General features: G+C 68.9%; 25 protein-coding genes. 12 read left to right on the top strand and 13 right to left on the bottom strand.

What is annotated here, in order from left to right; translation table 11 throughout:
• Positions 1–233: 233 nt before the first annotated feature.
• A complete protein-coding gene (locus QUV83_RS16850) occupies positions 234–1,535 on the top strand; it encodes an alkaline phosphatase (protein WP_289566086.1) in 1,302 nt (433 codons plus the stop codon).
• Between the two features lie 32 nt (positions 1,536–1,567).
• On the opposite strand, the gene QUV83_RS16845 is transcribed toward QUV83_RS16850, so the two are convergent.
• Positions 1,568–2,188, bottom strand: a complete 621-nt coding sequence (locus tag QUV83_RS16845) for a GyrI-like domain-containing protein (RefSeq protein ID WP_289566085.1) — start codon at positions 2,186–2,188, stop codon at positions 1,568–1,570.
• Between the two features lie 87 nt (positions 2,189–2,275).
• Between QUV83_RS16845 and QUV83_RS16840 the strand changes: the two genes are divergently transcribed.
• Positions 2,276–2,746 carry a nitroreductase family deazaflavin-dependent oxidoreductase gene (locus QUV83_RS16840; protein ID WP_289566084.1) on the top strand — a complete coding sequence of 157 codons (471 nt, stop codon included), beginning with the start codon at positions 2,276–2,278 and terminating at the stop codon, positions 2,744–2,746.
• Between the two features lie 17 nt (positions 2,747–2,763).
• On the opposite strand, the gene QUV83_RS16835 is transcribed toward QUV83_RS16840, so the two are convergent.
• The gene (locus QUV83_RS16835; protein WP_289566083.1) at positions 2,764–3,348 is read right to left on the bottom strand and encodes a hypothetical protein; all 585 of its coding nucleotides are present in this window, start codon (positions 3,346–3,348) and stop codon (positions 2,764–2,766) included.
• A 76-nt stretch (positions 3,349–3,424) separates the two neighbouring features.
• Positions 3,425–4,177 carry a LysE family translocator gene (locus QUV83_RS16830; RefSeq protein ID WP_289566082.1) on the bottom strand — a complete coding sequence of 251 codons (753 nt, stop codon included), beginning with the start codon at positions 4,175–4,177 and terminating at the stop codon, positions 3,425–3,427.
• Positions 4,178–4,319: 142 nt separating this feature from the next.
• Between QUV83_RS16830 and QUV83_RS16825 the strand changes: the two genes are divergently transcribed.
• Positions 4,320–4,928 (top strand): acetyltransferase, encoded by a 609-nt coding sequence (locus QUV83_RS16825; RefSeq protein ID WP_289566081.1) that lies wholly within the window; start codon positions 4,320–4,322, stop codon positions 4,926–4,928.
• 2 nt (positions 4,929–4,930) lie between these two features.
• Here QUV83_RS16825 and QUV83_RS16820 read toward each other — a convergent pair whose 3' ends face one another.
• Entirely contained in the window at positions 4,931–5,734 is an 804-nt protein-coding gene (locus tag QUV83_RS16820; RefSeq protein ID WP_289566080.1) for an alpha/beta fold hydrolase, read from the bottom strand.
• A gap of 156 nt (positions 5,735–5,890) precedes the next feature.
• On the opposite strand from QUV83_RS16820, the gene QUV83_RS16815 reads away from it, so the two are divergent.
• From QUV83_RS16815 to QUV83_RS16805, 3 genes are read left to right on the top strand one after another with little or no spacing between them, the layout of a single operon-like run.
• Positions 5,891–6,655 (top strand): phosphatase PAP2 family protein, encoded by a 765-nt coding sequence (locus QUV83_RS16815; RefSeq protein ID WP_289566079.1) that lies wholly within the window; start codon positions 5,891–5,893, stop codon positions 6,653–6,655.
• Positions 6,652–7,386 carry a phosphatase PAP2 family protein gene (locus QUV83_RS16810; protein ID WP_289566078.1) on the top strand — a complete coding sequence of 245 codons (735 nt, stop codon included), beginning with the start codon at positions 6,652–6,654 and terminating at the stop codon, positions 7,384–7,386. The genes QUV83_RS16815 and QUV83_RS16810 overlap by 4 nt, the downstream gene beginning before the upstream one ends.
• Positions 7,383–8,291 (top strand): diacylglycerol/lipid kinase family protein, encoded by a 909-nt coding sequence (locus QUV83_RS16805; RefSeq protein WP_289566077.1) that lies wholly within the window; start codon positions 7,383–7,385, stop codon positions 8,289–8,291. The genes QUV83_RS16810 and QUV83_RS16805 overlap by 4 nt, the downstream gene beginning before the upstream one ends.
• A 53-nt stretch (positions 8,292–8,344) precedes the next feature.
• On the opposite strand, the gene QUV83_RS16800 is transcribed toward QUV83_RS16805, so the two are convergent.
• The 3 genes from QUV83_RS16800 to QUV83_RS16790 form a co-directional block, all read right to left on the bottom strand.
• Positions 8,345–8,854 carry a hypothetical protein gene (locus tag QUV83_RS16800; protein ID WP_289566076.1) on the bottom strand — a complete coding sequence of 170 codons (510 nt, stop codon included), beginning with the start codon at positions 8,852–8,854 and terminating at the stop codon, positions 8,345–8,347.
• Between the two features lie 66 nt (positions 8,855–8,920).
• Positions 8,921–9,499 (bottom strand): signal peptidase I, encoded by a 579-nt coding sequence (locus QUV83_RS16795; RefSeq protein ID WP_289566075.1) that lies wholly within the window; start codon positions 9,497–9,499, stop codon positions 8,921–8,923.
• Positions 9,500–9,552: 53 nt separating this feature from the next.
• Positions 9,553–10,110, bottom strand: a complete 558-nt coding sequence (locus tag QUV83_RS16790) for a hypothetical protein (RefSeq protein ID WP_289566074.1) — start codon at positions 10,108–10,110, stop codon at positions 9,553–9,555.
• Between the two features lie 454 nt (positions 10,111–10,564).
• Here QUV83_RS16790 and QUV83_RS16785 point away from each other — a divergent pair, with 454 nt between their 5' ends.
• From QUV83_RS16785 to QUV83_RS16770, 4 genes are all read left to right on the top strand, one after another.
• Positions 10,565–11,044 (top strand): hypothetical protein, encoded by a 480-nt coding sequence (locus QUV83_RS16785; RefSeq protein ID WP_289566073.1) that lies wholly within the window; start codon positions 10,565–10,567, stop codon positions 11,042–11,044.
• Positions 11,045–11,359: 315 nt separating this feature from the next.
• The gene (locus QUV83_RS16780; protein ID WP_289566072.1) at positions 11,360–12,043 is read left to right on the top strand and encodes an HAD-IA family hydrolase; all 684 of its coding nucleotides are present in this window, start codon (positions 11,360–11,362) and stop codon (positions 12,041–12,043) included.
• 185 nt (positions 12,044–12,228) lie between these two features.
• Complete coding sequence (locus QUV83_RS16775) at positions 12,229–12,741, top strand: GNAT family N-acetyltransferase (protein ID WP_289566071.1); 513 nt, start codon at positions 12,229–12,231, stop codon at positions 12,739–12,741.
• A 78-nt stretch (positions 12,742–12,819) separates the two neighbouring features.
• A complete protein-coding gene (locus QUV83_RS16770; RefSeq protein WP_289566070.1) occupies positions 12,820–13,128 on the top strand; it encodes a DUF1778 domain-containing protein in 309 nt (102 codons plus the stop codon).
• A 75-nt stretch (positions 13,129–13,203) separates the two neighbouring features.
• On the opposite strand, the gene QUV83_RS16765 is transcribed toward QUV83_RS16770, so the two are convergent.
• The 6 genes from QUV83_RS16765 to QUV83_RS16740 form a co-directional block, all read right to left on the bottom strand.
• Positions 13,204–15,204: a hypothetical protein gene (locus tag QUV83_RS16765; RefSeq protein ID WP_289566069.1), complete on the bottom strand. Its 2,001-nt coding sequence runs from the start codon at positions 15,202–15,204 to the stop codon at positions 13,204–13,206.
• A gap of 177 nt (positions 15,205–15,381) precedes the next feature.
• A complete protein-coding gene (locus QUV83_RS16760; protein ID WP_289566068.1) occupies positions 15,382–18,810 on the bottom strand; it encodes a DEAD/DEAH box helicase family protein in 3,429 nt (1,142 codons plus the stop codon).
• A gap of 91 nt (positions 18,811–18,901) precedes the next feature.
• Positions 18,902–19,834 carry a restriction endonuclease gene (locus QUV83_RS16755; protein WP_289566067.1) on the bottom strand — a complete coding sequence of 311 codons (933 nt, stop codon included), beginning with the start codon at positions 19,832–19,834 and terminating at the stop codon, positions 18,902–18,904.
• 2 nt (positions 19,835–19,836) lie between these two features.
• On the bottom strand, positions 19,837–21,015 hold the full coding sequence (locus QUV83_RS16750; RefSeq protein ID WP_289566066.1) for a restriction endonuclease subunit S: 1,179 nt from the start codon (positions 21,013–21,015) through the stop codon (positions 19,837–19,839).
• Complete coding sequence (locus QUV83_RS16745) at positions 21,015–22,496, bottom strand: type I restriction-modification system subunit M (RefSeq protein WP_289566065.1); 1,482 nt, start codon at positions 22,494–22,496, stop codon at positions 21,015–21,017. Before QUV83_RS16745 ends, QUV83_RS16750 begins: the two co-directional genes overlap by 1 nt.
• A gap of 454 nt (positions 22,497–22,950) precedes the next feature.
• Positions 22,951–23,631: a hypothetical protein gene (locus QUV83_RS16740; protein WP_354003958.1), complete on the bottom strand. Its 681-nt coding sequence runs from the start codon at positions 23,629–23,631 to the stop codon at positions 22,951–22,953.
• Positions 23,632–23,911: 280 nt separating this feature from the next.
• Here QUV83_RS16740 and QUV83_RS16735 point away from each other — a divergent pair, with 280 nt between their 5' ends.
• The gene (locus tag QUV83_RS16735; RefSeq protein WP_289566063.1) at positions 23,912–24,907 is read left to right on the top strand and encodes a hypothetical protein; all 996 of its coding nucleotides are present in this window, start codon (positions 23,912–23,914) and stop codon (positions 24,905–24,907) included.
• Entirely contained in the window at positions 24,904–25,326 is a 423-nt protein-coding gene (locus QUV83_RS16730) for a hypothetical protein (protein ID WP_289566062.1), read from the top strand. The genes QUV83_RS16735 and QUV83_RS16730 overlap by 4 nt, the downstream gene beginning before the upstream one ends.
• Positions 25,327–25,476 lie beyond the last annotated feature (150 nt).

The following is a 25,476-nucleotide window of genomic DNA, read 5'->3' as shown; positions in this document are numbered from 1 at the left end:
CTTTCTTTTCCTGAGGCCCATGGGCGGCCACGCACGTCACGGCGATGTCGCCACACTGACTGCGCCGCTCGCGCAGACGACGATGCGCCACGGAGTCCGACTCGGCGAAGCTGAGCCCTGTCACCGCTCGGGATGCGCGTTCCGACGACGGGCGTACGGTCGAGAACGCGGGGCCCACACGGCCCTGGCGAGGTCGAGGTGAACAACGACGTTCAACCTAGGGGGCAGCAACGATGCGACTCTTCGACTCACGACACGCACTGATAGGCGGCGCGGGAACGGCGGCCCTCATCGTGGGGCTGCTGGCCGGCGGCGCACAGGGGGACCGCGGAGGCGGCGACCACGGCAGCGGCGGGCAGACCGCTAAGAACGTCATCCTCATCGTCGGCGACGGCATGAGCATCGCCGCGCGGGACGCCATCCGCCTGGCCACCGTCGGCCAGGACGGGCAACTCGCGATGGACGCGCTCCGCTACGCCGGCTGGACGTACACCGACTCAGCGGACACCGAGGACGCCGTCACAGACTCGGCCGCGTCGGCCACCGCGTTCTCGACCGGCGTGCGCACCTACAACGGCGCCATCGGGGTCGACCTGGACGGCAACCCCGTCACGACCCTGCTCGAGGACGCGAAGGCGCTGGGCAAGGCGACCGGGCTCGTCACGACCGCGCAGGTCACCGACGCCACACCCGGCTCGTTCGGCGCGCATGTGCCCAACCGGAGCGACCAGAGCGAGATCGCCCGGCAGTACATCGACGACTCCCGCCCCGACGTCATCCTCGGCGGCGGCGAGGACTGGTGGCTGCCTGTCGGCGACGTGGGCGCCTACCCGGACAACCCCGCGGACACCCCGCCCGAGGTCAGCAAGAGCACCATCGGGAACCTCATCACGCGCGCCCAGGAGACCGGGTACACGTACGTCAGCACCCCCGAGGAGCTCGCCGCCACCAAGGCGAAGCGCCTGCTCGGGTTGTTCGCCAACGAGGAGATGTTCCAGCAGGCCCCCGAGGGCGAGGGCGATGTCTACGACCCGGTGGTGCCGCTGCGGGACATGACGCAGAAGGCGCTCGACGTGCTCTCCCGCGACCGGCAGGGCTTCTTCCTGCTCGTCGAGGAGGAGGGCATCGACGAGATGGAGCACAACAACAACGCGGGCCTGACGATCAAAGCCGGCCAGGCCCTCGACGAGACGGTCGCGCTGATCACCGAGTTCGCGGCCAAGAACCGCAACACGCTCATCGTCGTCGTCGGCGACCACGAGACCGGCGGCCTCGCCATCGAGAACGTCGACCCCGACGACGAGTCCACCGACACCGGCAGCACCAGCCCCGACGTTCTGCAGTCCAGCGAGGACGGGCCGTTCCCCATCGCCGGGTCCAACCTGCAGTTCACCATCGACTGGACGACCGGTTCCCACACCGGCGCCGCGACCCCGCTGACAGCACAAGGCCCGTCGGCGGAGTTGCTGGCCCGGGCGCAGCACTCGACCAACGTGCACGACGTGATCCTCAAGGCCATGCGCGGCGGGCGGTAGCAGCCGCTCCGGAGGGCCGCGCGGCTGGCGACTCAGCCGCGCGGCCGCACCGGCTGCCGCAGCACCGTCCGCAACTTCGCGGGCTCGGTCTTGCGCGCGTCGGACAGGTAGACCTCGTGATGGCGGCCGTTGAAGTCGAGCCCATGCGTCGGCATGTACTCCTGATGCAACCGCTCGAGCGTCGGCGCCTCGTCGTCATAGGACCCGACGTGCAGGATCTGCACGCCGCGACCCTCGTCGTACCGCTCGAACCTCACCAGGTCCAGCGCCGGCAGCCCCTTCTTCTTCCGGGCTGTCGCCAGCGCCTCGTCGACCATCTCGACGGTGATCCAGTCCGGCTGGTGGATCATCATCGTCCAGTCCCACGCCGCCTTGTCGCGGGCGCGGAAGGCCGCGGGATCGTCGGCCGACCACAGCCCCTCCAGCGGGCCGACGGTGTGCACCGTCTCCACCTGCGCCTTGGCGACCGCGCGCACGGCGTAGGACGCGGTGTACAGCGCCTCGATCGCGTCCCGGTAGGCCTCGGAGGTGTTCGGGTCGCCGTGCCCGTCGAGCATCAAGAACGCCATCTCCGGGACGTCCACCACCTGGAAGTCGCCGGGCTTCGGCGCGTAGAGCCCGGGGAGCGCCTTCTTGACGTCGTACGACTGCATGGAGACTCCTGACCGTGGGGCCACGCTGAGATCGGGACAAACCCGGATACCGTGCTGCCCTGAGCATCTGACGCCGAGGAGACCGAGATGCCGCAACGCCCCGACGGTACCGAGGGCACCGAGCCCTTGCCCACGTTCAGCACCGGACGCGGGCGCCGCGCGATGGACTCGGTGGTCGGGCTCCTCATCCGCCGAAGGCTCTTCCCGCGCTCCTACATGCTCACCACCACCGGTCGCCGCACCGGCCAACCGCTCACCCATCCGGTCACCCCTGTGGAACGCGGCGGCCGCCGGTGGCTCGTGTCCCCGTACGGTCAGGTGTCGTGGGTGCACAACGCCCGGGCGTCCGGCCGCGTCACGCTGCAGCGCGGGGGCCGCACCGAGGACTGCGCCGTCCGCGAGCTCGGCCCCGAGGAGGCGGCGCCCGTGCTCAAGGAGTACCTCGCGATCACCGGGCCGCCGCGCCGGTACTTCCGGGCCGACAAGAGCGACCCCGTCGAGGCCTTCGCGGCGGAGGCCGCTGAGCATCCGGTGTTCGAGATCGTGCCGATCGGGTAGCAGCGGGCGCCTAGAGATCAGAGCCGCGAGGAGAGTGCTGCGGCCCTGCCCATCTTCCGATTCGCGAAAGGCCGCCGCCCAAACTCACTCACGAACTGGAGAAGCAAAGCCGCCTCCACGTCCTCGGGGTCGGCGTCCAGCGTCGGCAACCACGCGACAAGCAGGTCGTCGGCGTCGCGGAGCTGCCAAATGTAGCGGCCACCCCAGTGCCCGACGGGTCGCCCGGCGCCGTGACGTCGGTACTCACCGAGCCGCTTCCGCAATCCGCGCCTCCCGGTCGACCCTCCGCCGGCTTTGCCGATGTAGAGCACTGCCGCTCCGGGCACCCACGCCTCCGACAGGAGCGTCAGATCCACCGCTGGGTCCTTGCCTTTGAACCAGCCCGCGACACTCCGCTCAGTGAACTCAGCCTGGTGCGCGGATTCCCGGACCACGACGTACACGCCGGGAACCTGCGGCACCACCGCCCCGGGCAGAGCGTCGAAGGGCACGAACCCGGTGAACCCCACGCCCCGGAGGCCCTGAACCGTCCACTCGCCCACCTCAACCACGTGCGTCAGCGCCTTCGTCGGCGGTTCGAGTTCGCGAGGCGCAGGCTGCATCTGCCGACGCTCCCAGAAGCGGCGAGGGCGCGGGCGAATCGCGCGGGTGAATCCCGATCTGCATCGGTGCGCCCAGTCACGCCAGTAGTCGAGTGGAGACCAGCAGGAGCGCCATGACGATGAGCGTCACCCCGCATGCCCGTCGCGCACGGAACTGCGCACGAGGGCTGGCCAAGAGGCTGCGCGAGGCCCATCCGGTCAGCATCGCCACCAGGCAGAGGACGGTCGTCCCGAGCAGGTTGAACAGCACTCCGAAGAACGCGACTTGCTGCCACGTCGGGCCCGCCTCGGTGCGGACGAACTGCGGGATGAACGACAGGTAGAACACGATCACCTTGACGTTGAGCAGGTTGACCAGCGCTCCGCGGAGCGTGACGCGGGCGAGTGTCGGTGGCGTATCGATCACCGTCGTCGTCGCGGCCGGGGCGTCCGCGCGCCGCACCTGGTGACCGCCGGTCAGACCATCAACCGCTGCCTGGTCGGGGTCACCAGTCGGGCCCGCGTCTCGGATCATGGCGACCCCGGACCACACGAGATAGGCCGCGCCGGCGAGCGTGAGGGCATGCATCAAGGCGGGTGACGCGGCCACCAACGCCGAGAGGCCCGCTGCTGCGAGGAGCACGTGGCAGAGCGATCCGAGGGCGATGCCCAGGGCAGCGCACACGCCGGCCCGCGTCCGCCAGCGCACAACGACGCCGACGACGTAGGTCATGTCGAGCCCAGGAGTGAGGTTCAACACGAGGCTGGCCACGACGAAGGCCCCAACGAGGGGTGGCTCCGGGACGAACATGCCCGGGCCCATCTCAGCGCGCGCCCTGCGGGAGGGCATCCCTGGGGGTCGACACCCGGCGAGACTACCGCCCTCTTGTCCTGATTTATCCGATGCCCTCCGGGCTGCCGACGCGCATTCACGACCGGAATTCGCGGCCTCGATCGAACATCGTGTCGTCGCTGTGGATGAGAGATCCGGTGTGACTAGCGACGTGCGCATCCTCAGGTCCGACGCCCCCGAGCGGGCGGGCCTCGAGCGCGACGGCTGGGTGGTGGCGGCTCGCTCGTGGGGCGCCGAGCTCATTGCGGCGGACTGCGACCGGGCGCGGTTGCGCGCTCTCGTGGCCCGGGCGGAGCCCACCGGGCAGGTCCGCGCGCTGACCGCCGACGACGTGGCGATCATCCTGGCCCTCGACGCGGCCACGGCGAATGACTACCCGGGTCGCGAGGCGACAGCGCATGCGCCGCTCACCGCGTCACGGGCGACGGTCAGCCCGTCCCGCCGCGCCTACGGGATCGTCGATCCGGATGGCTCGCTCGCCGCGATGACCTTCGTCGACATCGAGCCCGAGCACGCCGAGGTGGACTTCACCGTCGTGGCGGCGAGGCGCCGCGGGCTCGGACTGGCGACGGCGGTGAAGGCGGCGTCCGTGCTCGACCTCCTCGACAGCGGCGTCACGGCCTTCCGCACCGGTGGCTCGTCGGAGAACTCCGCCATCCTCGCGGCGAATCGGGCCGTGGGCTTCGAAGTGGACGAGGAGTGGCTGACCCTCGCCCCGCCTGCTGCCCTACCCACGGCGGGCGCCTAGGCTCAGCCCAGGAACACCCGCAGCGCCTCGATCACGATGTCGGGCCGCTCGGAGTGCACCCAGTGGCCGGCGTCCTTGACGGTGAGCAGGCGGGCACGGGGGAACAGCGCGCGCATCGCAGGCACGCGCTCCGGCGTGACGTAGTCCGACCGCTCGCCCGCGATCCAGAGCACCGGGTGGTCGAAGGGGGCGCCGTCCCACACGGGGAAGCCGGAGATGGCCGGCAGCTCACGCCGGAGCATCGAGAGGTTCGCCCGCCACGCCCACGCCCCCGTGTCGTCTCTGCGCAGGTTCTGCAGCAGGAAGCCCCGGACCGTCGGGTTGGGGATGGGGCCGGTGAGCGCGGCGTCTGCGTCAGCCCGCGTGCCGAGGGTGGCGAGATCGAGCCCGGCGAGCGCGTCGAGCAGATGCGCGAACTCGCCCGTGCCGGCCGTCGCCACCGGTGAGACGTCGACCACCACGAGTCGATCGACCAGGTCCGGGTGCCGCAGCGCGAGCTGCATGGCCGTCTTGCCGCCCATCGAGTGCCCGACGACGTGCACGGGCTCGCCGCCGCTGCGCTCCCGGATGAGGGCCGCGACGGCGTCGGCCATGACCGTGTAGTCGAGCCGCTCGGTCCAGTCCGACAGGCCGTGGTCCGGCAGGTCCACGAGGAGGGAGCGGAAGTCGGGGCTGAGCGCCTTGGCGATGCCGGAGAAGTTCTTCCCCTGACCGAAGAGGCCGTGGAGGAAGACGATGCCGGGACCGGTGCCGGGGACCTCGGTCGTGTGCAGCGAGGGAAGCGATCGAAGCTGGACAGGCGCCATGGGCCCAGCCTAGGCAGGCTGCGGCCCCTCCCCTCTCCCCCGGCCATCGCTGAGGACTCCGCCGTCATCGCGGCCAACCGCGCAGTGGGTGGCCTGCTCGCGGGCGCCCTTCCGCTCAACGAGCCGCGCCTGCGCTCTTGTGGGAACGTTTCGCCGATGAGCCGCACCCCTCTGCGCTCCGGGCGCCACGACCCCTTGTCCACGCGTGCCGCGACGACAGCGCCCGGCCGCGCCGGCAGGCTGCTGCGTGCCGCCGCCGCGGCTGCCGCGACGGCGTCGGCTGTGCTCGCCCTGGGCCTGCTGGTCCGCGACCAGTGGGATCCGCTGGTGGGGTTCGACCAGCGCGCCGTGGCAGCGGCCACCTCGTTCGCCGCGGCCCGCCCGGCTCTGGTCGACGCGTTGCTCGCCTGGCAGTGGGCGTTCGAGGGGCGCCGCCTCATCTTCCCGGTCGCCGCCGCGTGCCTGCTCGTCTGGTGGCGGACGGGGATGAGGACGCGGACCTGGTGGGCGCTGGGGACGATGCTCGCGGCGTGGGGGTTCGCGAACGTCGCGAAGGAGGTGGCGCGCCTGGCCCGACCGGTGCTGGACGACCCGATCGCCCACGTCCCCGGCTACTCGTTCCCGTCGGGCCACGCCTCGACCACGGCCGCCTGGACGACGGCGCTCGTCGTGCTCATCTGGCCGCTCCTGCGCAGCCGCTGGCAGAAGGCGGGGGCAGTCGTCGGCGCCGCGTCGCTCACGGTGGCCACGGCGCTGGACCGGGTGATGCTCGGCGCCCACTACCCGTCCGACGTGTTCGCCGGCGCCGTCCTCGGCGTCGGACTCGTCCTGGCGTCCTACCTCGGGTACCGGGGCTGGTCTCCGCCGCATGACACCGCACTAACGAATCCGACCGACCGATCGACGGAGGCAGCTCGATGAGGCTGGACCTGGACAGGTACGCGGACGACCCCTCCATACCGACGGCTCGTCAGGTGTGGCATGACCTCGGGGTCCGGGTCGGCGTGCCCGCTGTCGTGCTGTGGCTGGCGGTGGTCGGGCTCGGACTGCTGGTCACCGGCCCGCTGGCCGCGCTCGGCGAGCGCGAGCTGGCGGTCAACGAGTGGTTCGTGGCGCAGCGCACCGACCTGCTCGACTCGCTCACGCACATCTGGAGCCCGATCGGCACCACGGAGACCGTCATCGGGATCTGCCTCGTGGTGGTCGGCGCCGTGTGGTGGCGCACCCGGCAGTGGTGGTACGCCGTCGTGCCCGCAATCGCCGTCGCCACGCAGGCCGCGGTGTTCCTGGTGGTGGCGCTCGTGGTCGGCAGGGAGCGGCCTGAGGTGGAGCAACTCGACGTGGCGCCGCCGACGTCGAGCTTCCCGAGCGGGCACTCCGGCGCCTCGACGGCGCTGTACGTCACGCTCGCGATGATGGCGCAGCGGGTGGAACGCACCTGGGTGCGTGTCAGCGTGACGGTGATCCTGCTCGTGCTGCCGATGCTCGTCGTCTACTCCCGTCTCTACCGCGGGATGCACCACGTGAGCGACGTCATCGTCGGCGTGCTCAACGGCCTGGTGTGCGCGGTGCTGGCCTGGAACTACCTGCGCAGGTCGCAGCACCCGGCAGGCGACGCCACCGCTGTGCGCGCCGTCGAGCGTGCCCGATGACCCGGGTCGCCGTCGTCGCGAATCCCGCCAAGCTCGACGACCCGGACGCGGCTCGGCGCGTCGTCGACCGCGTGCTGGCGGACCATGGGCTCGAGCCCGCGCTGTGGCTGGAGACGACCGAGGAGGACCCGGGCTGCGGACAGACCCGCGAGGCGCTCAAGCAGGGCGCCGACCTGGTGTGCGCGCTCGGCGGCGACGGCACCGTGCGCGCCGTCGGCGACGTGCTGGCAGGCGGCGACGTCCCGCTCGGGCTGCTGCCGGCGGGCACCGGCAACCTGCTCGCCCGCGCGCTGGACCTCCCCCTCACCAGCCTCGAGGACGCGCTCGGCATCGCGTTGGACGGCCGGACCCACCGGCTCGACGTCGGAGGGCTGCGCGTCGACGGGTCGGATGAGGAGTTGGTGTTCCTCGTCATGGCGGGCATGGGGCTGGACGCCGAGGCGATGGCCCACGCGGACGAGCGGCTCAAGGGCGCCGTCGGGTGGCCCGCCTACCTCGTGTCAGGCGCGCGGGCTGCGGTGCGCGGCGGCTTCACCGCCAACGTGCAGACCAAGGGCGGCCAGCCGATGACACGCAAGGTCCGTGCCGTCGTCATCGGGAACAGCGGGCGCCTGCAGGGCGGAGTCGAGCTCCTGCCGGAGGCCAGCCTCGACGACGGGCTGCTCGACGTCGCGGTCGTCGCCCCGCGGGGACTCACCGGCTGGATCCGCACGATCGCGACGGTCTTCTCCTCCGGTCGGAGCCACACGCACCTGGAACGGCGCCAGACCACGGACGTCCGGGTGACCGCACGCCATCCCACCGCGGTGCAGCTCGACGGCGACGCCCTCGGTGAGCACCGAGTGCTCACCTGCCGGGTCCGGCCGGGCGCACTCCCGGTGCGCCTGCCCGCCGAACCGGACTGAGCCTCGATCGGGCCGGTGCGCCGGCGCCCCGGGCCTTCCGCGGGGCGACTGCGTCAACCGTTCAGGTTGAAGGTGCCGCCGAACGACAGCCCGTCATTCCACTGCGCCGTCGTGAACGTGAGGTAGGGCGCGGACCAGCTGTAGTCCGCCACGTAGTCCATCGTCACCGAACCGGCCGACCAGTCCCACTCGCGGGTGAAGCCGGCCTTCGACATGTCGACAGTGACCCGAGCCTGCTGCTCACCGTCCAGGACGAGTCCGCTGATCTCCACGGCGAACCTCATGCCCTGCGGCCACTCGCCCAGGTTGTGCACCTGCTCGACGGCGCAGGCCCCGAGCACCTCGCCGGTGCTGACGCTCAGCACCTCGCAGCTGTCGCCGGTGGCGCCAGAGCCGCCAGAGCCGCCGGACCAGCTCCCCGCACTCACCTGCGCGGCGAAGGAGGCCTGGTCGGCCCATGCGGCGGTCGTTCGGCTCACGGCGGACCCGACGACGAGAACGAGCGCCACGAGCATCCCGACCGCCGCCGCGAGGAGTCGCGGGCGCGTCACGGCCCAGGTCATGTGCTGCCTCCTTCCGTCATCGAGTCATCGTCACGTCGTCGCGTGGACGACGAGCCAGCGCCGCTGTCAGTGCCGGCCCGCGGGCGAAGGACGAGGAGCGTCGTCCATCTCCTGTGCTCCGCTCGGAGCATCGGCGCGGTGCGGCTGGGGCTCCGGGCGCGGCAGCAGGCTCAGTGCGAGCAGCGCCGCGAGCGCGATGCCCAGCGGGACGGCGGTGCTCGGCGCCGTGAGCCTCGTGAGGGCGTCGCCGACGCCCGCAAGCTGCCAGCGCGGGGCGAGGACGGTGTCGTCGGTGACGACGTACTCCCCGCCGTCGGGGCTGTCGTTGGCGTCGCCCTGCATGTAGACGTGCCACGACCCGTCGGGCTGCTGCGCGAGGTCGATCACGCGGTGGGAGACGAGCACGTCTGTCACCGGGTTCGGCAGGGAGAGCACGTCCCCGACCTCGACCTCCTCGATCGGCACGGGCGTCGCGACGAGCAGGTCACCCGTCTTGATGCCCGGCTCCATGGAGCCAGAGATGACGACGAGCGGCTTGATGAGCCCCATCGCGGTCGCCCCCCACACTCCTACGCAGACGACCCCGAGGACCGCGAGGGTCCACACGAGGACGTCGGCGGCGATCTTGAACACGCGCACGAACATCACCCCCACGTGGTGGCGCCGCCGGGGAGGCGGCGCCACCTGGTGCGGACCGGTCAGGACTGGCCGGTGAACTGGACGGTGAGCTCACCCGTCTTGCCCTGGTAGTCGGCGGGCCAGTCGGCGGGCGTGGTGATCCGCAGGGTCGCCGTGGTGGTGGCGCCTGCTGCGAGCTCGCTCGCCGGGGCCGCGCTGATCTGGGCGGTGGCGGGCTTGGCGCCCGCGAAGACGCTGGTGGGGTCACCGCTGTCGGTCGTCACGGTGCCGGATCCGAGCGTCAGGGGCGTGTTGCCGTCGTTCTTCAGGTGCAGCGTGACCGTCTCGTCGGCGCCCTGGTTGAGTCCGGCGAGCTCCTGCTCCGGGATCGCCACCGCGATGCCGGAACCGTTGGTGTCGGCGTCGTACCAGGTGGAGCCGTCGATGCTGCCCTGCAGCTCGACTTCCGCTGCGCTCGCGCTGCCCGCGAACCACGCGTCGTCGGTCCACGCCGCACTGGTGACGGCGGCGCCGACGCCGAGCACAGCGACGCCGGCGAGGCCGAAGCGGACGAGGGCTCCGCGGCGGCGCCGCTTGTCGCGGTCCTGCTCGGATGCGGCGACGTTGGTCGAGGTCATGTCCTACTCCTTCCTTCGGTGAACGCCCGTCGGTGGATGGCATGTGCCGGATGGATGCGACCTGCCATCCGCTCTCGTCGTCGGGGGGGCTGGCTCGCTCGGGGCATACCCGGGGCCTCGCGGCGGAGGAGGCCAGTGCGACCGGGGCGGCGGGGCCGCGTCCCGACGGCCGTCATGGACACTCGTTCAACTTGCCGAACAATTGTGCAACTCGGCGAGGGAGCTCGCCAAGGGCCGTCGAAAGTGAGATCCATCACCGTCGATGGGCAGCGTGCGCCGGAACCGTTCGAGCCGGCCGGGCTCACTGAGCTGGACTAGACCGCCGAGGGTGCCGTCGCTGTCGGACGCGGTCGTGCAGATCAGCACGCCTGCGGCTGGTTCGCGCCCGAGCCATGCGGATGAATGCCCCGGGACGGCCACCTCTGGAGGCCCGGCCCTCTGCCATCGTGGCCGCATGCCACATCTGGGCCGCCAACTCGTCGCTCTCGCGGCCGTCCTCCTGGTGACCGCCGGATGCCAGGCGGGCGACGCGCCAGATGACTCGCGAGACACGCGCAGCACCAGCGCGTCACCGGCGTGCAACCACACCCGCGACCCGAGCGGGGGCGACGTCAGCCTCGGCGCCGGCTTCGACTACACGGAATCGCACCACACCTTCGACACGGCCGCGCCGATCACCCTGTGCATGCGGATCTCGGGCGGCGCCGTCCGGATCACCGGCACCACGCCGCAGATCACCGTCGAACCGGAGACCCTCGACGGACCGGGGACGCAGTTCACCTTCTCCGTGACTGTGGCGCCCGGAGCGACGGGAAAGCTCGCCGTCGAGCTCCTCAACGACCGCGGCGAGGTCGGCGCGAGCTTCTCGGGGCCGAGCATCGTGACCGACGCCACCGGCTGGGCGTTCGAGCCCTGGGGCGACGCGGCGTCCTGACGGGGTGCGGCTACGGCATCATCCAGCCCGGGACGTGAACAGCGCGCCCGGTTCGAGGCAGGGCGACGACTGTCACTCGCAGCCGATCCCGTCGCCGTTTATCCGTAGTGCCGGGCAAGGTGTCCGCCACGTCCGCGCACGGGAAGCCGTCCTGCGGTCAGAGCCGGCCAGGGCGCTCGGGACGGTGCGGCAGCAGCGCTGACTGGCTGCGCCCGCCCCGGGCGACCACGTCGGAGCGCGATGGTCGCTCCCCCATGGACCGAGCGTTCGATGCGCACCCTCGCTCCCCTGCGTCTGCGCCCTACCATGCCGCTCATGCGACTCGAGATCGAGGCTGTGCTCTTCGACATCGACGGGACCCTGGTCGACTCCACCCCTGTGGTGGAGCGGACGTGGAGGACTTGGGCGTCCCGCCGTGACGTGAACGTGGCGGAGCTCCTCAGCGTCAGCCACGGACGACGGACCGAAGACACTGTCTCGTTGTTCCTGCCCGCCGCCGACCAGGCAGCCGCCGTGGCCGAACTGGAGCAGCTGGAGCTGGCAGACCTGGACGACGTCATCGCGTTGCCCGGCAGCGGCGCTCTCCTGCCGCAGCTGCCCTCAGATCGGTGGGCCGCCGTCACCTCGGGCTCCCAGCAACTGATGCGCGCTCGCCTCGCCGCTGCCGGGCTGCCGGTGCCTGACGTGCTCATCGCCGCCGAGGACGTCAGCGCGGGAAAGCCCGACCCGGAGGGCTACCTGAAGGCGGCCGCCGCCCTGGGCGTGGAGGTCCAACGATGTCTCGTCATCGAGGACGCGCCAGCGGGGATCCGCGCCGGACGCGCGGCCGGGGCGTGGACGCTCGCCGTTGCCACATCGCACCAGGTCGCCGATCTTGAGTCAGCTGACGCCGTCGTCGACGACTTGACCGCTGTCTCCATCAAACCGGGGGACAGTGGACTCGTCGTCACGATCGACCACAGCCGTCTCCGAGACCTGCGGCGGGGACACAGCGCTTGAAGGACATGTCCCCGCTGTAGCGCGAGGATGCTCGGACAACACAGACGTCAGCATTCGTCGCAGACGCCCGTTGCGCCCGCCATCAAGCGCGAGGGCAGATGGGCGAACGTGGACCGTGCGTCCCCACTTCCCTCTAGGGTGATCTCGGCAGCGACGCCTCATCTGGACGGAGCGGCACTCGGCAGATGCTCATCTCTCGACCGTTCGACCCGGTAGCCCTCAAGCTCCACCCCTTCAGCTGCGGCGAGGCCCAACTCGATGAGTGGCTGGCCAAGTACGCCGGACAGAGCGAACGCAAGGACAACGTCCGGACCACCCTGCTTCTCGACGAGCAGCAAGGTCGTATCGCCGGCTACTACTCGATGCGCACGTTCGAGCTGGCCGCGGCCGATGCGACCTCCGGGACAGGACGCAGCCGCCGCTACCTGGTTCCTGCGATGCTGATCGCGCGGCTAGCTGTGGACAGCGCCTACCAAGGCCGAGGCACGGGCCGACTGCTCCTCTTCGACGCACTGCGGAAGCTCGTAGCAGCGGCAGACGACATCGGGTTCGAGATGGTGGTCGTCCACGCCCTGCACGAGGACGCCGCGTGCTTCTACCTCAAGCACGGCTTCCAGCGATTCCTCGACCAGGAACTCAGCTTGTTCGTCACGACGAAGGACCTCCGCGCGACCTTCAGGGCGACCCGCCCCGATTGATCTGTACACACCAGGTGCGTACAGTGGAGGCTTGCGATGGCACACTGTCCGACTGCCACGCCACCCGAAGGAGTAGAGATGGCCTCCGCAACCGTGCGGTCCGAACGCCTCAACATGCGAGTGTCACCCGAAGCCCTGGCGACGATCCGCGAGGCCGCAGCAGCACAGCAGCAGGATGTGTCCGCCTTCGTCCTCGGTGCCGCGATGGAGCACGCTCGCGACGTCCTGCTCCGCGACCGTGTCATCCACTTGACCCCGCGCGAACTGGACCAGGTCGACACCGCACTCGACGCCGAGCCCCGCGTGATCCCCGAGCTCGCAGCGCTCATCGACGCAGTCCGGCGTGACACGCCGGCGCATAACGTCAAGAAGCTGGCTTCACACTGACCAACGCCGCTAGCGCCAGCAGGACGAGGGGCGATCCTGGGGAACAGGGTCGCCCCTCGTCATGTCGCGGCCAGGTCAGCGATTGAGTTTTGCCGTAGCCCGCGTCGTCAGGTGAGGGCCGATGTACCCAACAACGACCACGCCCGTCTCAGTGGTGTCGTCGTGGATGTAGACACGGGGATCCAGATTCGGGATCCGCCCGATGCGCAGGTGCTGCTGCATCTCCAGCACGCCGTCACGGTGCACAGACTTGGGCACTGGCAGGTCGCGCTCCTTCGCGCGTTCGCCGGTCATCGCGTTACTCGTCTCCGAGGTCGCGAACCAGCCCTGGTTGTAGCGCGGGTACCCGCTCGGTTGCGCCTCCAGGTACGTCTTGAATCCACCATCGTGGGCACCCTCGCGCTTTGCGCGCACATACCCGGCCAGCGCGGTCAGGCCACGCCAGGTGTTCGCCAGACAGCGCCCGTCCACGTCGATGTCGTGCAGGTCCGCGGCAGTGTCGTGGTCCGCGGTGATGACGATGCCGAGCGCCTCCCATGTCTCGAACCCGTCGACGAGTTCCTGCCACGACCCGGGCGCCTCGGCACTCGGGCAGTCCAGCGGCGCCTCAGCAACGTCAGCCGGGTCGCCGCCAGCAGTCATGACCGCCACCTGGCGCGAGAGCTGGCGGAGGGTCTCGTCGAGGCTGCTGACTTGCCCCTGGGTGTCGACAGCCTCCTGGCGGGCGGCCCACTCGGCGTCCTGGTGCTCGGCAACCTTGGCCTCCAGGTCAGCCACCTGCTCCTCCAGAGTCTCGATGCGAGCAGCACCGGCGGCCGCGGCGTCCTGGTCCTGGTCGGTGGCGGTGGCGGCATCCAGCAGCGCCGTCAGGGAATCCTCGGTCAGATCCGGCAACATGAGGGTCTCCTGCACACGGCGCAGGGTGTCCAGCAGCGCGTCTCGCTCGGCGGCCGCCGCGGCGCGCTCACCGCGAAGGCCTTCGAGCTCCGCCGGGTCGACCGCAGCCGGGGCTGACTCGCCGGTAACTGGCGCGGTGCTGGCAGGCGGGACGGCGATGGCCGGTGGCTCGACAGCTTGGGCAGCCCGCTGCGCGGCAAACAGGCTGCGAGACTGCTCAACCCGGCGGCGGGTGGCGTCCGCGCGCTCAGCGACACGTCGCAGACCGTCGGCGGCCTCGCGAGAGTCCAGACGCTCGAACGTGCGGCGCCACGCCACAACTTCGGTCGGTTCGGGCTGCTCGTCGAGCAGCTGGCGGGCGAACATGGAGAACAGCCGACGAAGCCGGTGCTCACTGGTGTCGATCAGCGCGCTCATGCCCATCGTGCGGTGCAGCCGTAATGTCGCGGGGGAAGTCAGGTCGATCCCAGGGCGAAAGGTCCGCACGGTCCACTCGGCGACGCCGAGCGTTCCGCCGACCTGTTCTCTTAGCCACGCCGCGGACTCGTGGTCCAGGAACGCCACGTGCGCCAGGCCGCGGGCACCCTTCGTCCACTCCTCCACCTTGCGGGCGAAGTCGACTGCTAGGCCAGGGTCCTGGTGCCCGGCCGCTGCGACGAACACCGCGCCGCGCCGGTCGGAGACCAGCAGGTCGAGCAGCGCGAACCGTTCCTCGGTGGTGCGCACATGCCACAGCTCGGGTGAGACGATGCGATCACCGTCGGTGAAGTTGCCGGGGCTGTCGAGGAGGTAGGTGGCGAGGTTCGGGGTATCGACCCACTGCCCGCTCTCGTTGGTGCCTTGCAGGCTCATCCAACCGCCACTGCGCCCGCCCACGAACATGACCGTCGTGGTGTACCTGCGCCCGACCGGCCCCTCTGCCATCGTGAACCGGAACGCGTCTTGCCCGCCCTTGTTATGGCGACGAACCGTGAGCGTCTTGCCGGCGACCAGATGTACCCCGTCGCTCGACAGGTCGACGTCCAGGCGTCGGTCCTTGCCGCGCAGCCACGCGCCAAGCTGGTCGACGGCGCGGTCGACCCAGCCCGGTCCGACCCCAGTACGTAGCCAAGTGCGGTACGCGCCATGGTCGAGGTTGGATCTCGGGCGGGCCGGCGGTGCAGGGGCGAACGTCGTCATAGACCAGTCTTACCGTGCGCGACCCGCCCCCGAGGGAGGTTCGGTGACCTCGGATGGCCAGCCGCCGCACACCGATGTGCTCATCGCTGCGGGGGTGATCAAGCCTCGCGCTGTGATGCAGACCTCGTCGGCGGTGCTGCGCACCGCGCAGCAGGGTCGAACGGACCGCTTACAACCCTACGAAGCAGCAGAGACCTCGGCGGTGGCGTTGAGGTGGCGGATCCTGTCGACGATCAAGTCGACCTGCGCGCCATCGAAGACGTCGTCGGGGCCCCCAGGTGCGTCGTCGGTGAATGGCGGCGACCACAGCACGTCGGGCTTCATGACGCCGTTGTACGCGAGGTCCGCGACGACTAGGTGGATGAAATCGATCTGCTCCGCCGTATAGCTCGTCCCCGCGAGGAACTCCCCAAACACCTCTTCGACGGCTGATCGCTCGAGGCCCACCAGCGACCGAATGAAGACCCCAAGCCCACCCTCGACGGCCTTGGCCTCGGCTATCTCAACCTCGCTGCCAGCACCGGACTCGGCGAGCATGCGTTCGAGCTCATTGAGATCGATCGGGGTGAGCTGGCGGCCGCGGCGCACCTTCTGCAGCGCGGTGTGGTCCTCGTGAGCGCGGAGGTAGGCGCGAGCCTTCTCCCGGAACCGTTCGGGGTCGACGCCGACGTGCGGCCGGCCGAGGTCGATGATCTCGAACTGCCCGAGGGTGTCCTCGAAGTTGGTGTAGATGATCGGCTGCTTCGTGCGCGCGAGCAGGCGAACCAGGGAACGCACCCGCCGGCGTGCGAGCTCCAGCATGGGGACGGTGACGTCGACCCACCACTCGTCGCCGGCGAGGTCCTCGAGCAGGACGGCCTGGGCCTTGATCTGCGGGATGTTGGTCTGTTCCAGCAGCCCGGACGCGATCCCCTGGACCTGGCACCGCAGTCGGTCGGTGGCGAGGGTCGGGTCAAGCGCGCCGAGCTGGAGCTTGAGCATGGTCAGGTCGAACCGCTTGGCCTTCTCGTCCTCATCGACGACGGTTGTGGGCAGCCCGGCCAAGTGCTCAACGACGTCGCGGGCGGCCTGCTCCTCGAGGCCCGCCCACGCCTCGCGCGCGGTAAACCGCTCGACCCAGGGTCGGTGAGGGCGGACGACGAAGTTGTCCAGCGTCATGCCGGCGACCTTCTCGTGCAGCGCGCCCTTGAGGTCCTCCCGTAGCGCGGGCAGCGCCGTCGTGCCGTCGTCGCCATCATCAGCGGTGGTGTCGCCGGTCAGCTTCTCGACTCCGAGGAGCAGCTCGACCTGCGCAATGAAGATCTGCTGAGACACAGACTGCTGGACCGAGCCCTCGTGCCCGGCCGGGTTCTGCCCGAAGTACTCGAGGTTCTGGCAGAAATCGAAGACGTAGAACTCCTTCTTGTCCTGCCCGGGTCCGAACAGGTCGGGGCGCAGACGGGTGCCGCGGCCGATCATCTGCCAGAATTTCGACGACGAGCGGACGATCTTGAAGAAGACGAGGTTGGCGACGTCGGGCACGTCGATGCCTGTGTCGAGCATGTCGACGCTGATTGCGATGTGCGGGGCCTTCTCGGTCGTGGAGAAGTTGTCGATCAGCGACTGCGCGTAGGTCGTTGAGTAGGTGATGACGCGCCCCCACTCCCCCTTGTACTGCGGGTAGGCGTGGTCGAATCGCTCAGCGATGAACCGGGCGTGGGCGTCGTTCTTGGCGAAGACGATCGTCTTGGCGATCCGGTCACCACCAGCGACCCGCAGGCCGTGGGTCATGAGGGTGTGCAGCACCTTGTCGACAGTGTCGGTGTTGAACAGCCACGTGTTCACCGCATCGGGGTCGACCTCGTCCGGAGGGCCGTCCTCACCCCACTCCAGGGCGTCCCACTCGTCCTTCTCCGCCTCGGAGAGCTCGGCGTACCGAATGCCCTCGCGCTGGAACTTCAGTGGCACCGAGATGGGCGTGGGCGGCACGAGGTACTGGTCGGCGACGGCCTGCTCCAGGGAGTAGGCGTCGGTGGGCACGCCGTTCTCGAGGTGGAACAGCTCGTAGGTGTTGCGGTCGATCTCGTCCTTGGGTGTGGCGGTGAGCCCCACGAGCAGCGCGTCGAACCAGTGGAAGAGCGCCCGGTACTTCTGGTAGATCGACCGGTGCGCCTCGTCGACGATGACCAGGTCGAAGAATCCGGGCCCGAACTTACGGGTACCCTCCGAGCGGGCGTCGATGAGGTTCATCATCGTCGGGTAGGTCGAGACGAAGACGCGACCGTCACCGTGCCGGTCGGTCACCAGGTTGACAGGTGACGAGTCGGGCAGGTGCTCCTTGAACGCGTTCGCCGCCTGGTTCACCAGGGCCACCCGGTCAGCGAGGAACAGCACCCGTCGCACCCAGCCGGCCTTCATGAGCTGGTCGACGAGTGCGACGACGGTGCGGGTCTTGCCCGAACCCGTGGCCATGACCAGCAGCACCTCGCGCTGGTTGTCCGTCTCGAAGGCCTTGTCGATCGCTCGGATCGCGCGCTGCTGGTAGTACCGCCCGGCGACGTTCTCGTCGATCGGCGCCGTCAGGAGACTCGCGCGGTCGCCGCGCTGACCGATGAGGTACTCCAACTCGTCCTGCGTACGGAACCCCGCGACCTTCCTCGGCGGGTAACCTGCCCCGGCGTGGTCGTCCCACATCCAGTGCTCGTGCCCGTTGGTGTAGTAGACGACTGGGCGACGCGCGTACTTGGCTTCGAGCGCGTCGGCGTAGAGCTTGGCCTGCTGCTGCCCCACCTGCGGGTTGCGGCGCGTGCGCTTGGCCTCCACGACTGCCAGGGGCCGGCCATCGCCGCCCCAGAGCACGTAGTCGACGAACCCGACGCCCTGAGCGTTGGGCATGCCGGCGACCTCGTGCTCGATCGTGTAGCTGGGGCTGCCGTCGGCGGCGTCGCGCACCCAGCCTGCCTCTTCGAGCAGGGTGTCGATGAACAGGTCACGGGTCGTGGCCTCGTCGTAGTCGTGGGTGTCCGGGACAGCCTCGTTCGCGGCCTTGGCGGCGGCGACCTGCGCCCGGAGCGACGCGAGCTGCGTCTCCAGTGAGTCCGTCTTCTCGGCAGCTGCCGCGAGCTGCGCGTCCTTGTTCTCCAGGTCGGCGGCGAGGGACTGGAGCTGCGCCTGGGTCTTGGCCTTCGTCGCCCCTGGGTCGGGCACCGCGGCGACGTCGAACTGAAGGCTCGCCGGGATGCTCCCCGGGTGCTTGGTGTACGTGCGGGCGTACCAGTACATGACGTGGAAGAGCTGCTGCAGCGTGACCACCGCGTCCTGCGCCGAAGCTGCGCGCACGGAGTGGACGGCGGCATTGCCCTTCTTGCGGACGACCTCCATCTTCGCCTGGACGTCGTTGCCGACGAGCTGCCGCAGGGTCGGCTCGTGGATCATCCCCGACAGGTCCGCCCTATATGGCTGCTTGAGCGAAGCGTCGTACTGGAACACCCAGGTAAGAGCGGCCTCCAGGGCACGCCGCGAGTAGAAGCAGGACGTGCGAGGGTCCACCTTGGCGAACTGCTCCGCGCGCGCGGCCTCGGCAAACACCGCAGGGAACTCGTCCCGCAAGAAGCCGAAGTTGGTCACGTGCTCCCCTGGGTGCGGCTCGGACATCGGTCGCCCGCAGCATTGCAGAAGCAGGACGCGTAATGCCGGAGCTATGGGGTGGAAGTGCGGACTACTCGAAGAAGTCCTCGTCGACCTCGACAACCTCGACAGTCCGCCGGACCTGTGTCCCGACCCGGTACCGGATCATCAGCTTGGCAAGCTCCTGACCGTCGACGAGCACGACGCTCTTGCTGCTCCGGTCTGCAGCATCCTCAGCATCTTTCGTGAACCGGCTCGTCGTGAAGAAGACACCGAAGCTCGCCTTCTGGGTGTCCAGGGAGCCGAGGAAGGTTCGCACGGTGTCACTATCGACAGACGCGTCGCGGAAGCGCTTGGCCTGGATGTAGATCCGGTCCAGGCCGAGCGCGTCGCGGTTGATGACGCCGTCGATCCCCCCGTCCCCGGACCGGGTGCTGCGCAGCCTGGCCCCCTCCGTGCCGTACCCCATGGCGGTCAGCATCCGCCGGACGGTGCGCTCGAAGAACTGCCAGTCACCATCGCGGAGCCGCTGTAGCAAGTCGACAGCGACGCTCTGCTCGGTGGCTGACTCGGCTGCGTCGAGCAGCTCGTCCGGGTCGCTCGACACGTCGGCCGCAGCAACGGGTGCGTCGTTGTCGATGGCGACAGACGCACGACGCTTGACCTCGTACTCGTCCCACGCATGGAGCGCCTGGAGGTCGCTCTGCGTGAAGCCCCGCGGGTGGCTCGCGAGGAACTCCCGGCCGGTATCGGTGATGCGGAAGACGCCGCGGCGCGCCGTCTCCAGAAGTCGGGCACGTGTCAGAGCCGACTTCGCCCAGCCGACCCGGTTCTCCGCTGCGAAGTTGCCCGATGTCTCGTACTGGACGGCACGCAGCTCATCGGACACCCCGGCGAGGTCGAGTGCCGCCGAGTAAAGATCCCGTCGAGCCCAGTCCTTGCCGTCCGAGGCAACTTGAAGCACCGGGTGCATGAACTGCCACCACTGCGGGATACCCAGCGCCGTCGCGTTCAGTTCGGACACGGCTACAGCTCTCCTCGGAAGGCGCGGGACTGGAGCGAGGCGAAGAGCTCGTCGTCGGCTGCGCGAGCGCGCTCGATCAAGACGCGCTGGGCTCTGATTTCCATGATTCGGCGGCTGAACTGACGCTGGAGTTGAATGGGCGGCAAGCAGATCGTCAGCGTCCGGAGCCGCGCCTTCGAGATGTTTGGCATGCTCGCTGCCGACCCGCTAGAAAGGTCGCGCACCGCAGGCCGGACGCGCTCATTCATCATCATAGCCTGAAAATACCGAGAATCGACGCGTTCCTGATCGAGGTGGAGCCGGAAGATGAGATCCGGCAAGAGTAGGCGCGGGCGAACATCGTCCACAACCGCGACGGCACCCACCAACTCTCGCGTGTTCTTTCGCGTCATCAAAACGTCGCCGGCACGGACTTCGTTCGGCGACATCCTCCCGACTTGACCCGAGTAGGCCTTATTTTCTCCGGGCCGGAACATACCGTAACTGACCGCTCCAAGCTTGAGCACGCCCCACTCATCTGGCTCCGCTGGACGGGCTTCGCAGTTGGGGCTCGTACCGTTGTCGATCTTTCCGACAACCTCACCGAGCGCGGCGCGTTCCCAACTATCTCCGGTCGGGTCTCCGAACATGGCATGGAAGGTCGACTGGATTAGGGCGTCGAGGTGGGCGAGGACCTGGCGGCGCTTGGTGCGGATCACGTCCGCCTGGTCAAGGATCGCCGCGACCCGCCGCTGCTCCTCGACCGGCGGCAGCGGAATCTGAATCTGCTCCGTTGTTTTCTTGGACAGCTCTTTGAAGGTAGCACCATTACCCAAGGACTGAAGATGCTCGGTCTTCGACTTGAGCCAGTAGTATAAGAACTTCGCGTGAACCCGCGGACCAAGTACCAGGCTCTTGAAACCTTGGTTTGTCGCCATCGGTACCGTGTTGATCGCGACGTGGCCAATTGGTGCACGAGAGCTCAGGAGGACCGATCCCGCCGGGAGAACCGTTGTCGCACAACTACGCGCTCCGGCCTCGGTAATCTGCCGCGGCGTCTGAGAGATGTAGGGACCGTCGAGCCTACTGAGATCCGCAGGTGTTGCCCACGCGATGTCGCCGCCCCAATAGTCGGCGACACCCGTCTTCGGCGTGGCTCCCGAGACGATCTCAGCAATCTCACCTAGGGGCACTACTGGCATCACCGCAGCATCGCCTCCAGCTCAGTGACATCCTTGGCTATCTCCTCGTTGAGCACCTTGATCTCGGCCAGGATGTCGCCCGGGCTCCGGTGCTCGACTTCCTCGTAGACGGTCTCCTTGTACCGGTTCAGCGACAGGTCGTAACCCTGGGCCGCGATCTCGACCTTAGGGACCAAGAAACTCTGCTCGGTGCGAGCACGATCACGCTCGGTCGTCGCGCGCTTGGGCCACCGGGCGAGCACGTCTGGCAGATCACTTGCCTCGACTGGGTTGCGCTTGTCGTCCAGGGAGAACCCGTCGGCGCGCACGTCGTAGAACCACACGTCGTCGGTGCCACCGGAGTCGGTGCGCGTAAAGATGAGGATCGCCGTCGAGACCCCCGCATACGGGCGGAACACGCCCGAGGGCAACTTGATCACGGCATCAAGTTTCTGGTCCTCGACCAACGTCTTGCGCAGCGCCCTGTGCGCCGTCGATGAGCCGAACAGGACCCCGTCGGGCACGATCACCGCCGCCTGGCCGCCCGGCTGCAGCAGCCGCAGGAACAGGGCGAGAAACAACAGCTCGGTCTTCTTGGTCTTGACGACCTTGAGCAGGTCCTTGCTCACGGCCTCGTAGTCGAGCGACCCGGCGAACGGCGGGTTTGCGAGAATCAGGGAGTACTTGCCCTCGTCGCCGCCGGCCGCCTCCGAGAGCGAGTCGCGGTAGCGGATGTCCGGCTTCTCGACGCCGTGCATGAGCATGTTCATGCTCCCGATGCGCAGCATGGTGCGGTCGAAATCGTACCCGTGGAACATCGACGAGTGGTACCGGCTGCGCTGCGCGCCGTCGGTCAGCACCGCCGGGTGGTGCTCGCGCACGTACTCGCTCGCGGCCATGAGGAAGCCTGCCGTGCCGCACGCAGGGTCGCAGATCTCGTCCTGCGGCGAGGGCGCCATGAGCTGCACCATCAACTCGATGATGTGCCGCGGGGTACGGAACTGGCCGTTCTGCCCCGATGCTGCCAGCTTGCCGAGCATGTACTCGTACAGGTCGCCGTTGGTGTCGCGGCGGTTCATCGGCACGTCGTTGAGCAGGTCGACGACCTTGACCAGCAGACCCGGCGCCGGGATGGTCAGGCGCGCGCCCTCCATGTGCCCGGCGTACGTCGAGCCGTCGGCCCCCAGCGTGCGCAGGAACGGGAAGACGTGCTTGTCCACCAGGTCGAACGCCGTCTGCGGCGCCTGGTTCTTGAAGTACGACCAGCGCAGGTGCGCGTACGGCACACCGGTCGGGGCGTCGCCATCGGGAAAGAACCGCTGCGCGACCGGGGTGCCGAGGCGGTTGGCCTTGTTCTCCTCGGCGGTCTGCAGGTCGTCGAGTCGGCGGATGAACAGCAGGTAGGTGATCTGCTCGATCACCTCCAGCGGGTTGGAGATCCCGCCGGACCAGAAGGCGTCCCAGACACGGTCGACCTTGCTCTTCAACTCGCCTGTGATCACGGCCTCGAGCCTACCGACGCGCCAGGCAGCCCTCGGACAGGCATTGGTCGGGGGCCCTGTGCCCTTCCACACCTAGGCCATCTGCCTGCGCGGACGGCCCGACATGACGAAAACCCCCGCTCGAGACCCTTACGGGCCCCTCACGGGGGTTCTGTCACTACAAGGCCCTGATCCGAGTCAGGGCCAGTGGCGGGGTGGTGACACAACTGTCTCACCTGCACGGCAGCTGGTCGTTTCGGATTCGAGTCACACCAATTCGGCCCGAGTGCTCACACCGCGGCGCTCTCACCAGCACAAACGCCGGATGCCGCCGATCCTGTCCATGACAGGCCCGTAGCGTCCTGACCTGCAACTGAGCCTGCCCGCGCGTGAGGAGGCGGAGCCTGCCGGCCGGGTCCAGCTCCGCATCTGCAGCGTGGGGTGGTTGCACGACGTCGTGTCGGACGAGGCGATGTCAGCCTCCGCCGTCGCGGATGAGCATGAAGATCCGCTCTTCGACCTCCGCCGGGGCAAGACCGTGCGGAGCGCCCCAGCTGTCAAGGATCTCGAGGTATCTCGCGTAGTCGTCGGTCCTTCCCGGGCGCAGGGTCACCTGGGCGTACGTGGACAGCCACGAGATGACCAGCGCATCGAGGACGGGCGCTGCGTTCGGCGAGCCCGCTTCCCCTCTTGCGGTGACGAAGTACAGCCACTTCGTGAAGAAGGCTGGTCCCAGTCCAGCGATCCTGCCGGGCTTGTTGTTCAGGAACCGGTATCCCTCTACAGCCCCGGCGGCTCTTGCCACCTCGACCGACTCTGTCAGTCGAGAGCGAACGTTCGGCGCCACCGTGTGGCCCTTGGGCTTCTTCTCCGCCGTCAGGACCCGGGCGGTGCGATAGGGGCCGTAGCCAGTGGTCCCGTGCCCCCAGATCATCGCGACGGTGAAGGCTCCCGTGACGTCGTCCGGTACGAGCTGCTCGACGCGGCGCGCCACGTCACGCCGATCCAGCGTCGGGGGCAACGCACTCAGTAGCGGACCGTTCACGTCGAGGTGGCCCGTCCATGCTGACCACTGGGCGGCGGAGTGCAGGAAACCCTCTTGACTTGCGTGCGCTGCGGAGAGCCGGATCTGAAGACCATGCGGCGCGGATTGCATGGCTCGACGGTCGCAGATCCGTCACAGCAGCGGTCGTGATCGATGGGTGAATCACTCCGGGCTCAGGCTCCACCATGCGTTGGACGTCGTCGAGCCGAAGGTGTCTCGGCGAAGAGGTTGGTGGCGCGGTCTGAAGTAGGCGAAGGGCTGTCCCTACCGACGGTTTCGCCCGACTAGCGGACTGCCAGTCCGAATGTCACCCCTACAACTCCGCGCTCCGAGCCCCTGACCTGGGATGATCGCGGCCACCGCAGGATGAGCGGAGGAGGTCGCGCCTGAGATGTTCGTCCAGATCGCAACGAAAGCCATCCCCACGATCGGCAAGGCTGGGTGCAAGGTCCTCGTACCGGTTGGCGCAGCGGCGTTGGCGGCCGTCGGCGTCGGTGCCAAGGGCGTCGTCGACGCCGTGAGAGGCAAGTCCATCCGCACGGCCGCAGGCCACAGCTTCGACGATGCGATTGCGCGGTGCGACGCCGCGCAGGGCCAGGCAGAGGAAATGGCACGGGCATACGGGGCCTATCAGATCCAGGTCCACGCGGAGACGGTCAGCCGGCTCGCCGACTGGCTCGAACGAAACGAACATCTCGTCAAGCGTCTCAACTTCAAGAAGGTCGATGGGGTGCGGATTCGGGTTCCGAACATCCCGAAGTTCGTCTCCGCGGCCGGGAACGTCACCGCCGGCGTCACCGGACTGGTCAGCGCCGTCGGCGCGGGCGTGTCGGCGCAGGCAGCGGCTGTATGGGGCGTCTCCGCCTTCGCGACAGCGGGAACCGGGACAGCGATCTCGTCGCTGAGCGGAGCAGCCGCACAGAGCGCAACCTTGGCGTGGCTCGGCGGCGGTTCGATCGCAGCCGGCGGCGGAGGTGTCGCAGCTGGGAGCGCTGTCTTGGGCCTGGTGACCGTCGTGCCCGCACTTCTCGTCGGCGGCTTCACAATGGGCGTGGTGGGTGGGAAGCAGAAGACCAAGGCCCGTGGCTTCGCCGCATCTGTGGAGCTCGAGATCAAGCGCATCGAGCTCGTAGTCGATCAGCTGCATGCCGTCGAGCGACGGATCAAAGAGCTCCGCGAGACCCTGGAACGCCTCGCCGAACGCGCAACGCGCGCCCTCGACGAGCTTGAGTCGCTGGACTTCGACCCGAGCCTCCATGCGCGAGAGTTCTTGCGTGCCCTCCAACTCGTCACCGCGGTCAAGGAAGTGCTGGGCACCCCGGTCCTGGACCCCCGCTCCGGCGAGCTGACCGAAGCATCCGTCGAGATCCTGAGGAAGTACGCATGAGCACACCGCAGCAAGTCGCCAACCTCATTCCGAAGCCGAGCCCCGCGATGGCCGTCGACGCGTTCCGACTCGTCATGACCTCCGCCAACGAGTGGGTCACGGTCATTCGCCAGGAGAGGACGAAGCGGCAGGAGATCGGCGCGTGGGAGAAGACGCAGCTCGGGATCATCCAGGTCCAGCGCGACTTCCTCCTCACTGCGCTCGATAAGACCTTCGACGAGCGCCGCGAGAACTTCCGGCGACTCTTCGACAACCTCGACACCGCCCTGGCCTCCGACCGGGAAGACGCAGCCGCCCAGGTATCGGACATCCTCGGCTCGATCACCGAGCTCGCTAAGACGAGCCCGTTCAAAGACCTGAAGAGCCCGTCGATCGTCGTGCAGGAGTTCCTGCAGGGCGGACGGGTAATCGAGCTCTAGCTGTTCCTGCACGGCCGTCGCCGACGCTGGCTCCTGCTGGCGACCCGGACAGCCTGACCCCTCAGGCCGCTTCCGAACTCCACCTCCACCGACAGCCCGCGGCCCCAGGCCAGCGGGCCACCGGTGCATCCCGCGCGGGCCGGTAACCCG

Origin of the sequence: Cellulomonas cellasea, from assembly GCF_030372105.1 — a bacterium.
Taxonomy (GTDB): domain Bacteria; phylum Actinomycetota; class Actinomycetes; order Actinomycetales; family Cellulomonadaceae; genus Cellulomonas_A; species Cellulomonas_A cellasea_A.
This window is presented reverse-complemented; position numbering and strand designations above follow the sequence as displayed.

Coding starts and splice junctions, on each gene's coding strand:
- QUV83_RS16740 (WP_354003958.1), bottom strand. CDS start 23,631: ATGCAATCCGCGCCGCATGGTCTTCAGATCCGGCTCTCCGCAGCGCAC.
- QUV83_RS16790 (WP_289566074.1), bottom strand. CDS start 10,110: ATGACCTCGACCAACGTCGCCGCATCCGAGCAGGACCGCGACAAGCGG.
- QUV83_RS16735 (WP_289566063.1), top strand. CDS start 23,912: ATGTTCGTCCAGATCGCAACGAAAGCCATCCCCACGATCGGCAAGGCT.
- QUV83_RS16785 (WP_289566073.1), top strand. CDS start 10,565: ATGCCACATCTGGGCCGCCAACTCGTCGCTCTCGCGGCCGTCCTCCTG.
- QUV83_RS16850 (WP_289566086.1), top strand. CDS start 234: ATGCGACTCTTCGACTCACGACACGCACTGATAGGCGGCGCGGGAACG.
- QUV83_RS16820 (WP_289566080.1), bottom strand. CDS start 5,734: ATGGCGCCTGTCCAGCTTCGATCGCTTCCCTCGCTGCACACGACCGAG.
- QUV83_RS16835 (WP_289566083.1), bottom strand. CDS start 3,348: ATGCAGCCTGCGCCTCGCGAACTCGAACCGCCGACGAAGGCGCTGACG.
- QUV83_RS16765 (WP_289566069.1), bottom strand. CDS start 15,204: ATGACGACGTTCGCCCCTGCACCGCCGGCCCGCCCGAGATCCAACCTC.
- QUV83_RS16815 (WP_289566079.1), top strand. CDS start 5,891: ATGAGCCGCACCCCTCTGCGCTCCGGGCGCCACGACCCCTTGTCCACG.
- QUV83_RS16830 (WP_289566082.1), bottom strand. CDS start 4,177: ATGCCCTCCCGCAGGGCGCGCGCTGAGATGGGCCCGGGCATGTTCGTC.
- QUV83_RS16750 (WP_289566066.1), bottom strand. CDS start 21,015: ATGCCAGTAGTGCCCCTAGGTGAGATTGCTGAGATCGTCTCGGGAGCC.
- QUV83_RS16775 (WP_289566071.1), top strand. CDS start 12,229: ATGCTCATCTCTCGACCGTTCGACCCGGTAGCCCTCAAGCTCCACCCC.
- QUV83_RS16800 (WP_289566076.1), bottom strand. CDS start 8,854: ATGACCTGGGCCGTGACGCGCCCGCGACTCCTCGCGGCGGCGGTCGGG.
- QUV83_RS16730 (WP_289566062.1), top strand. CDS start 24,904: ATGAGCACACCGCAGCAAGTCGCCAACCTCATTCCGAAGCCGAGCCCC.
- QUV83_RS16840 (WP_289566084.1), top strand. CDS start 2,276: ATGCCGCAACGCCCCGACGGTACCGAGGGCACCGAGCCCTTGCCCACG.
- QUV83_RS16780 (WP_289566072.1), top strand. CDS start 11,360: ATGCGACTCGAGATCGAGGCTGTGCTCTTCGACATCGACGGGACCCTG.
- QUV83_RS16810 (WP_289566078.1), top strand. CDS start 6,652: ATGAGGCTGGACCTGGACAGGTACGCGGACGACCCCTCCATACCGACG.
- QUV83_RS16795 (WP_289566075.1), bottom strand. CDS start 9,499: ATGTTCGTGCGCGTGTTCAAGATCGCCGCCGACGTCCTCGTGTGGACC.
- QUV83_RS16845 (WP_289566085.1), bottom strand. CDS start 2,188: ATGCAGTCGTACGACGTCAAGAAGGCGCTCCCCGGGCTCTACGCGCCG.
- QUV83_RS16770 (WP_289566070.1), top strand. CDS start 12,820: ATGGCCTCCGCAACCGTGCGGTCCGAACGCCTCAACATGCGAGTGTCA.
- QUV83_RS16805 (WP_289566077.1), top strand. CDS start 7,383: ATGACCCGGGTCGCCGTCGTCGCGAATCCCGCCAAGCTCGACGACCCG.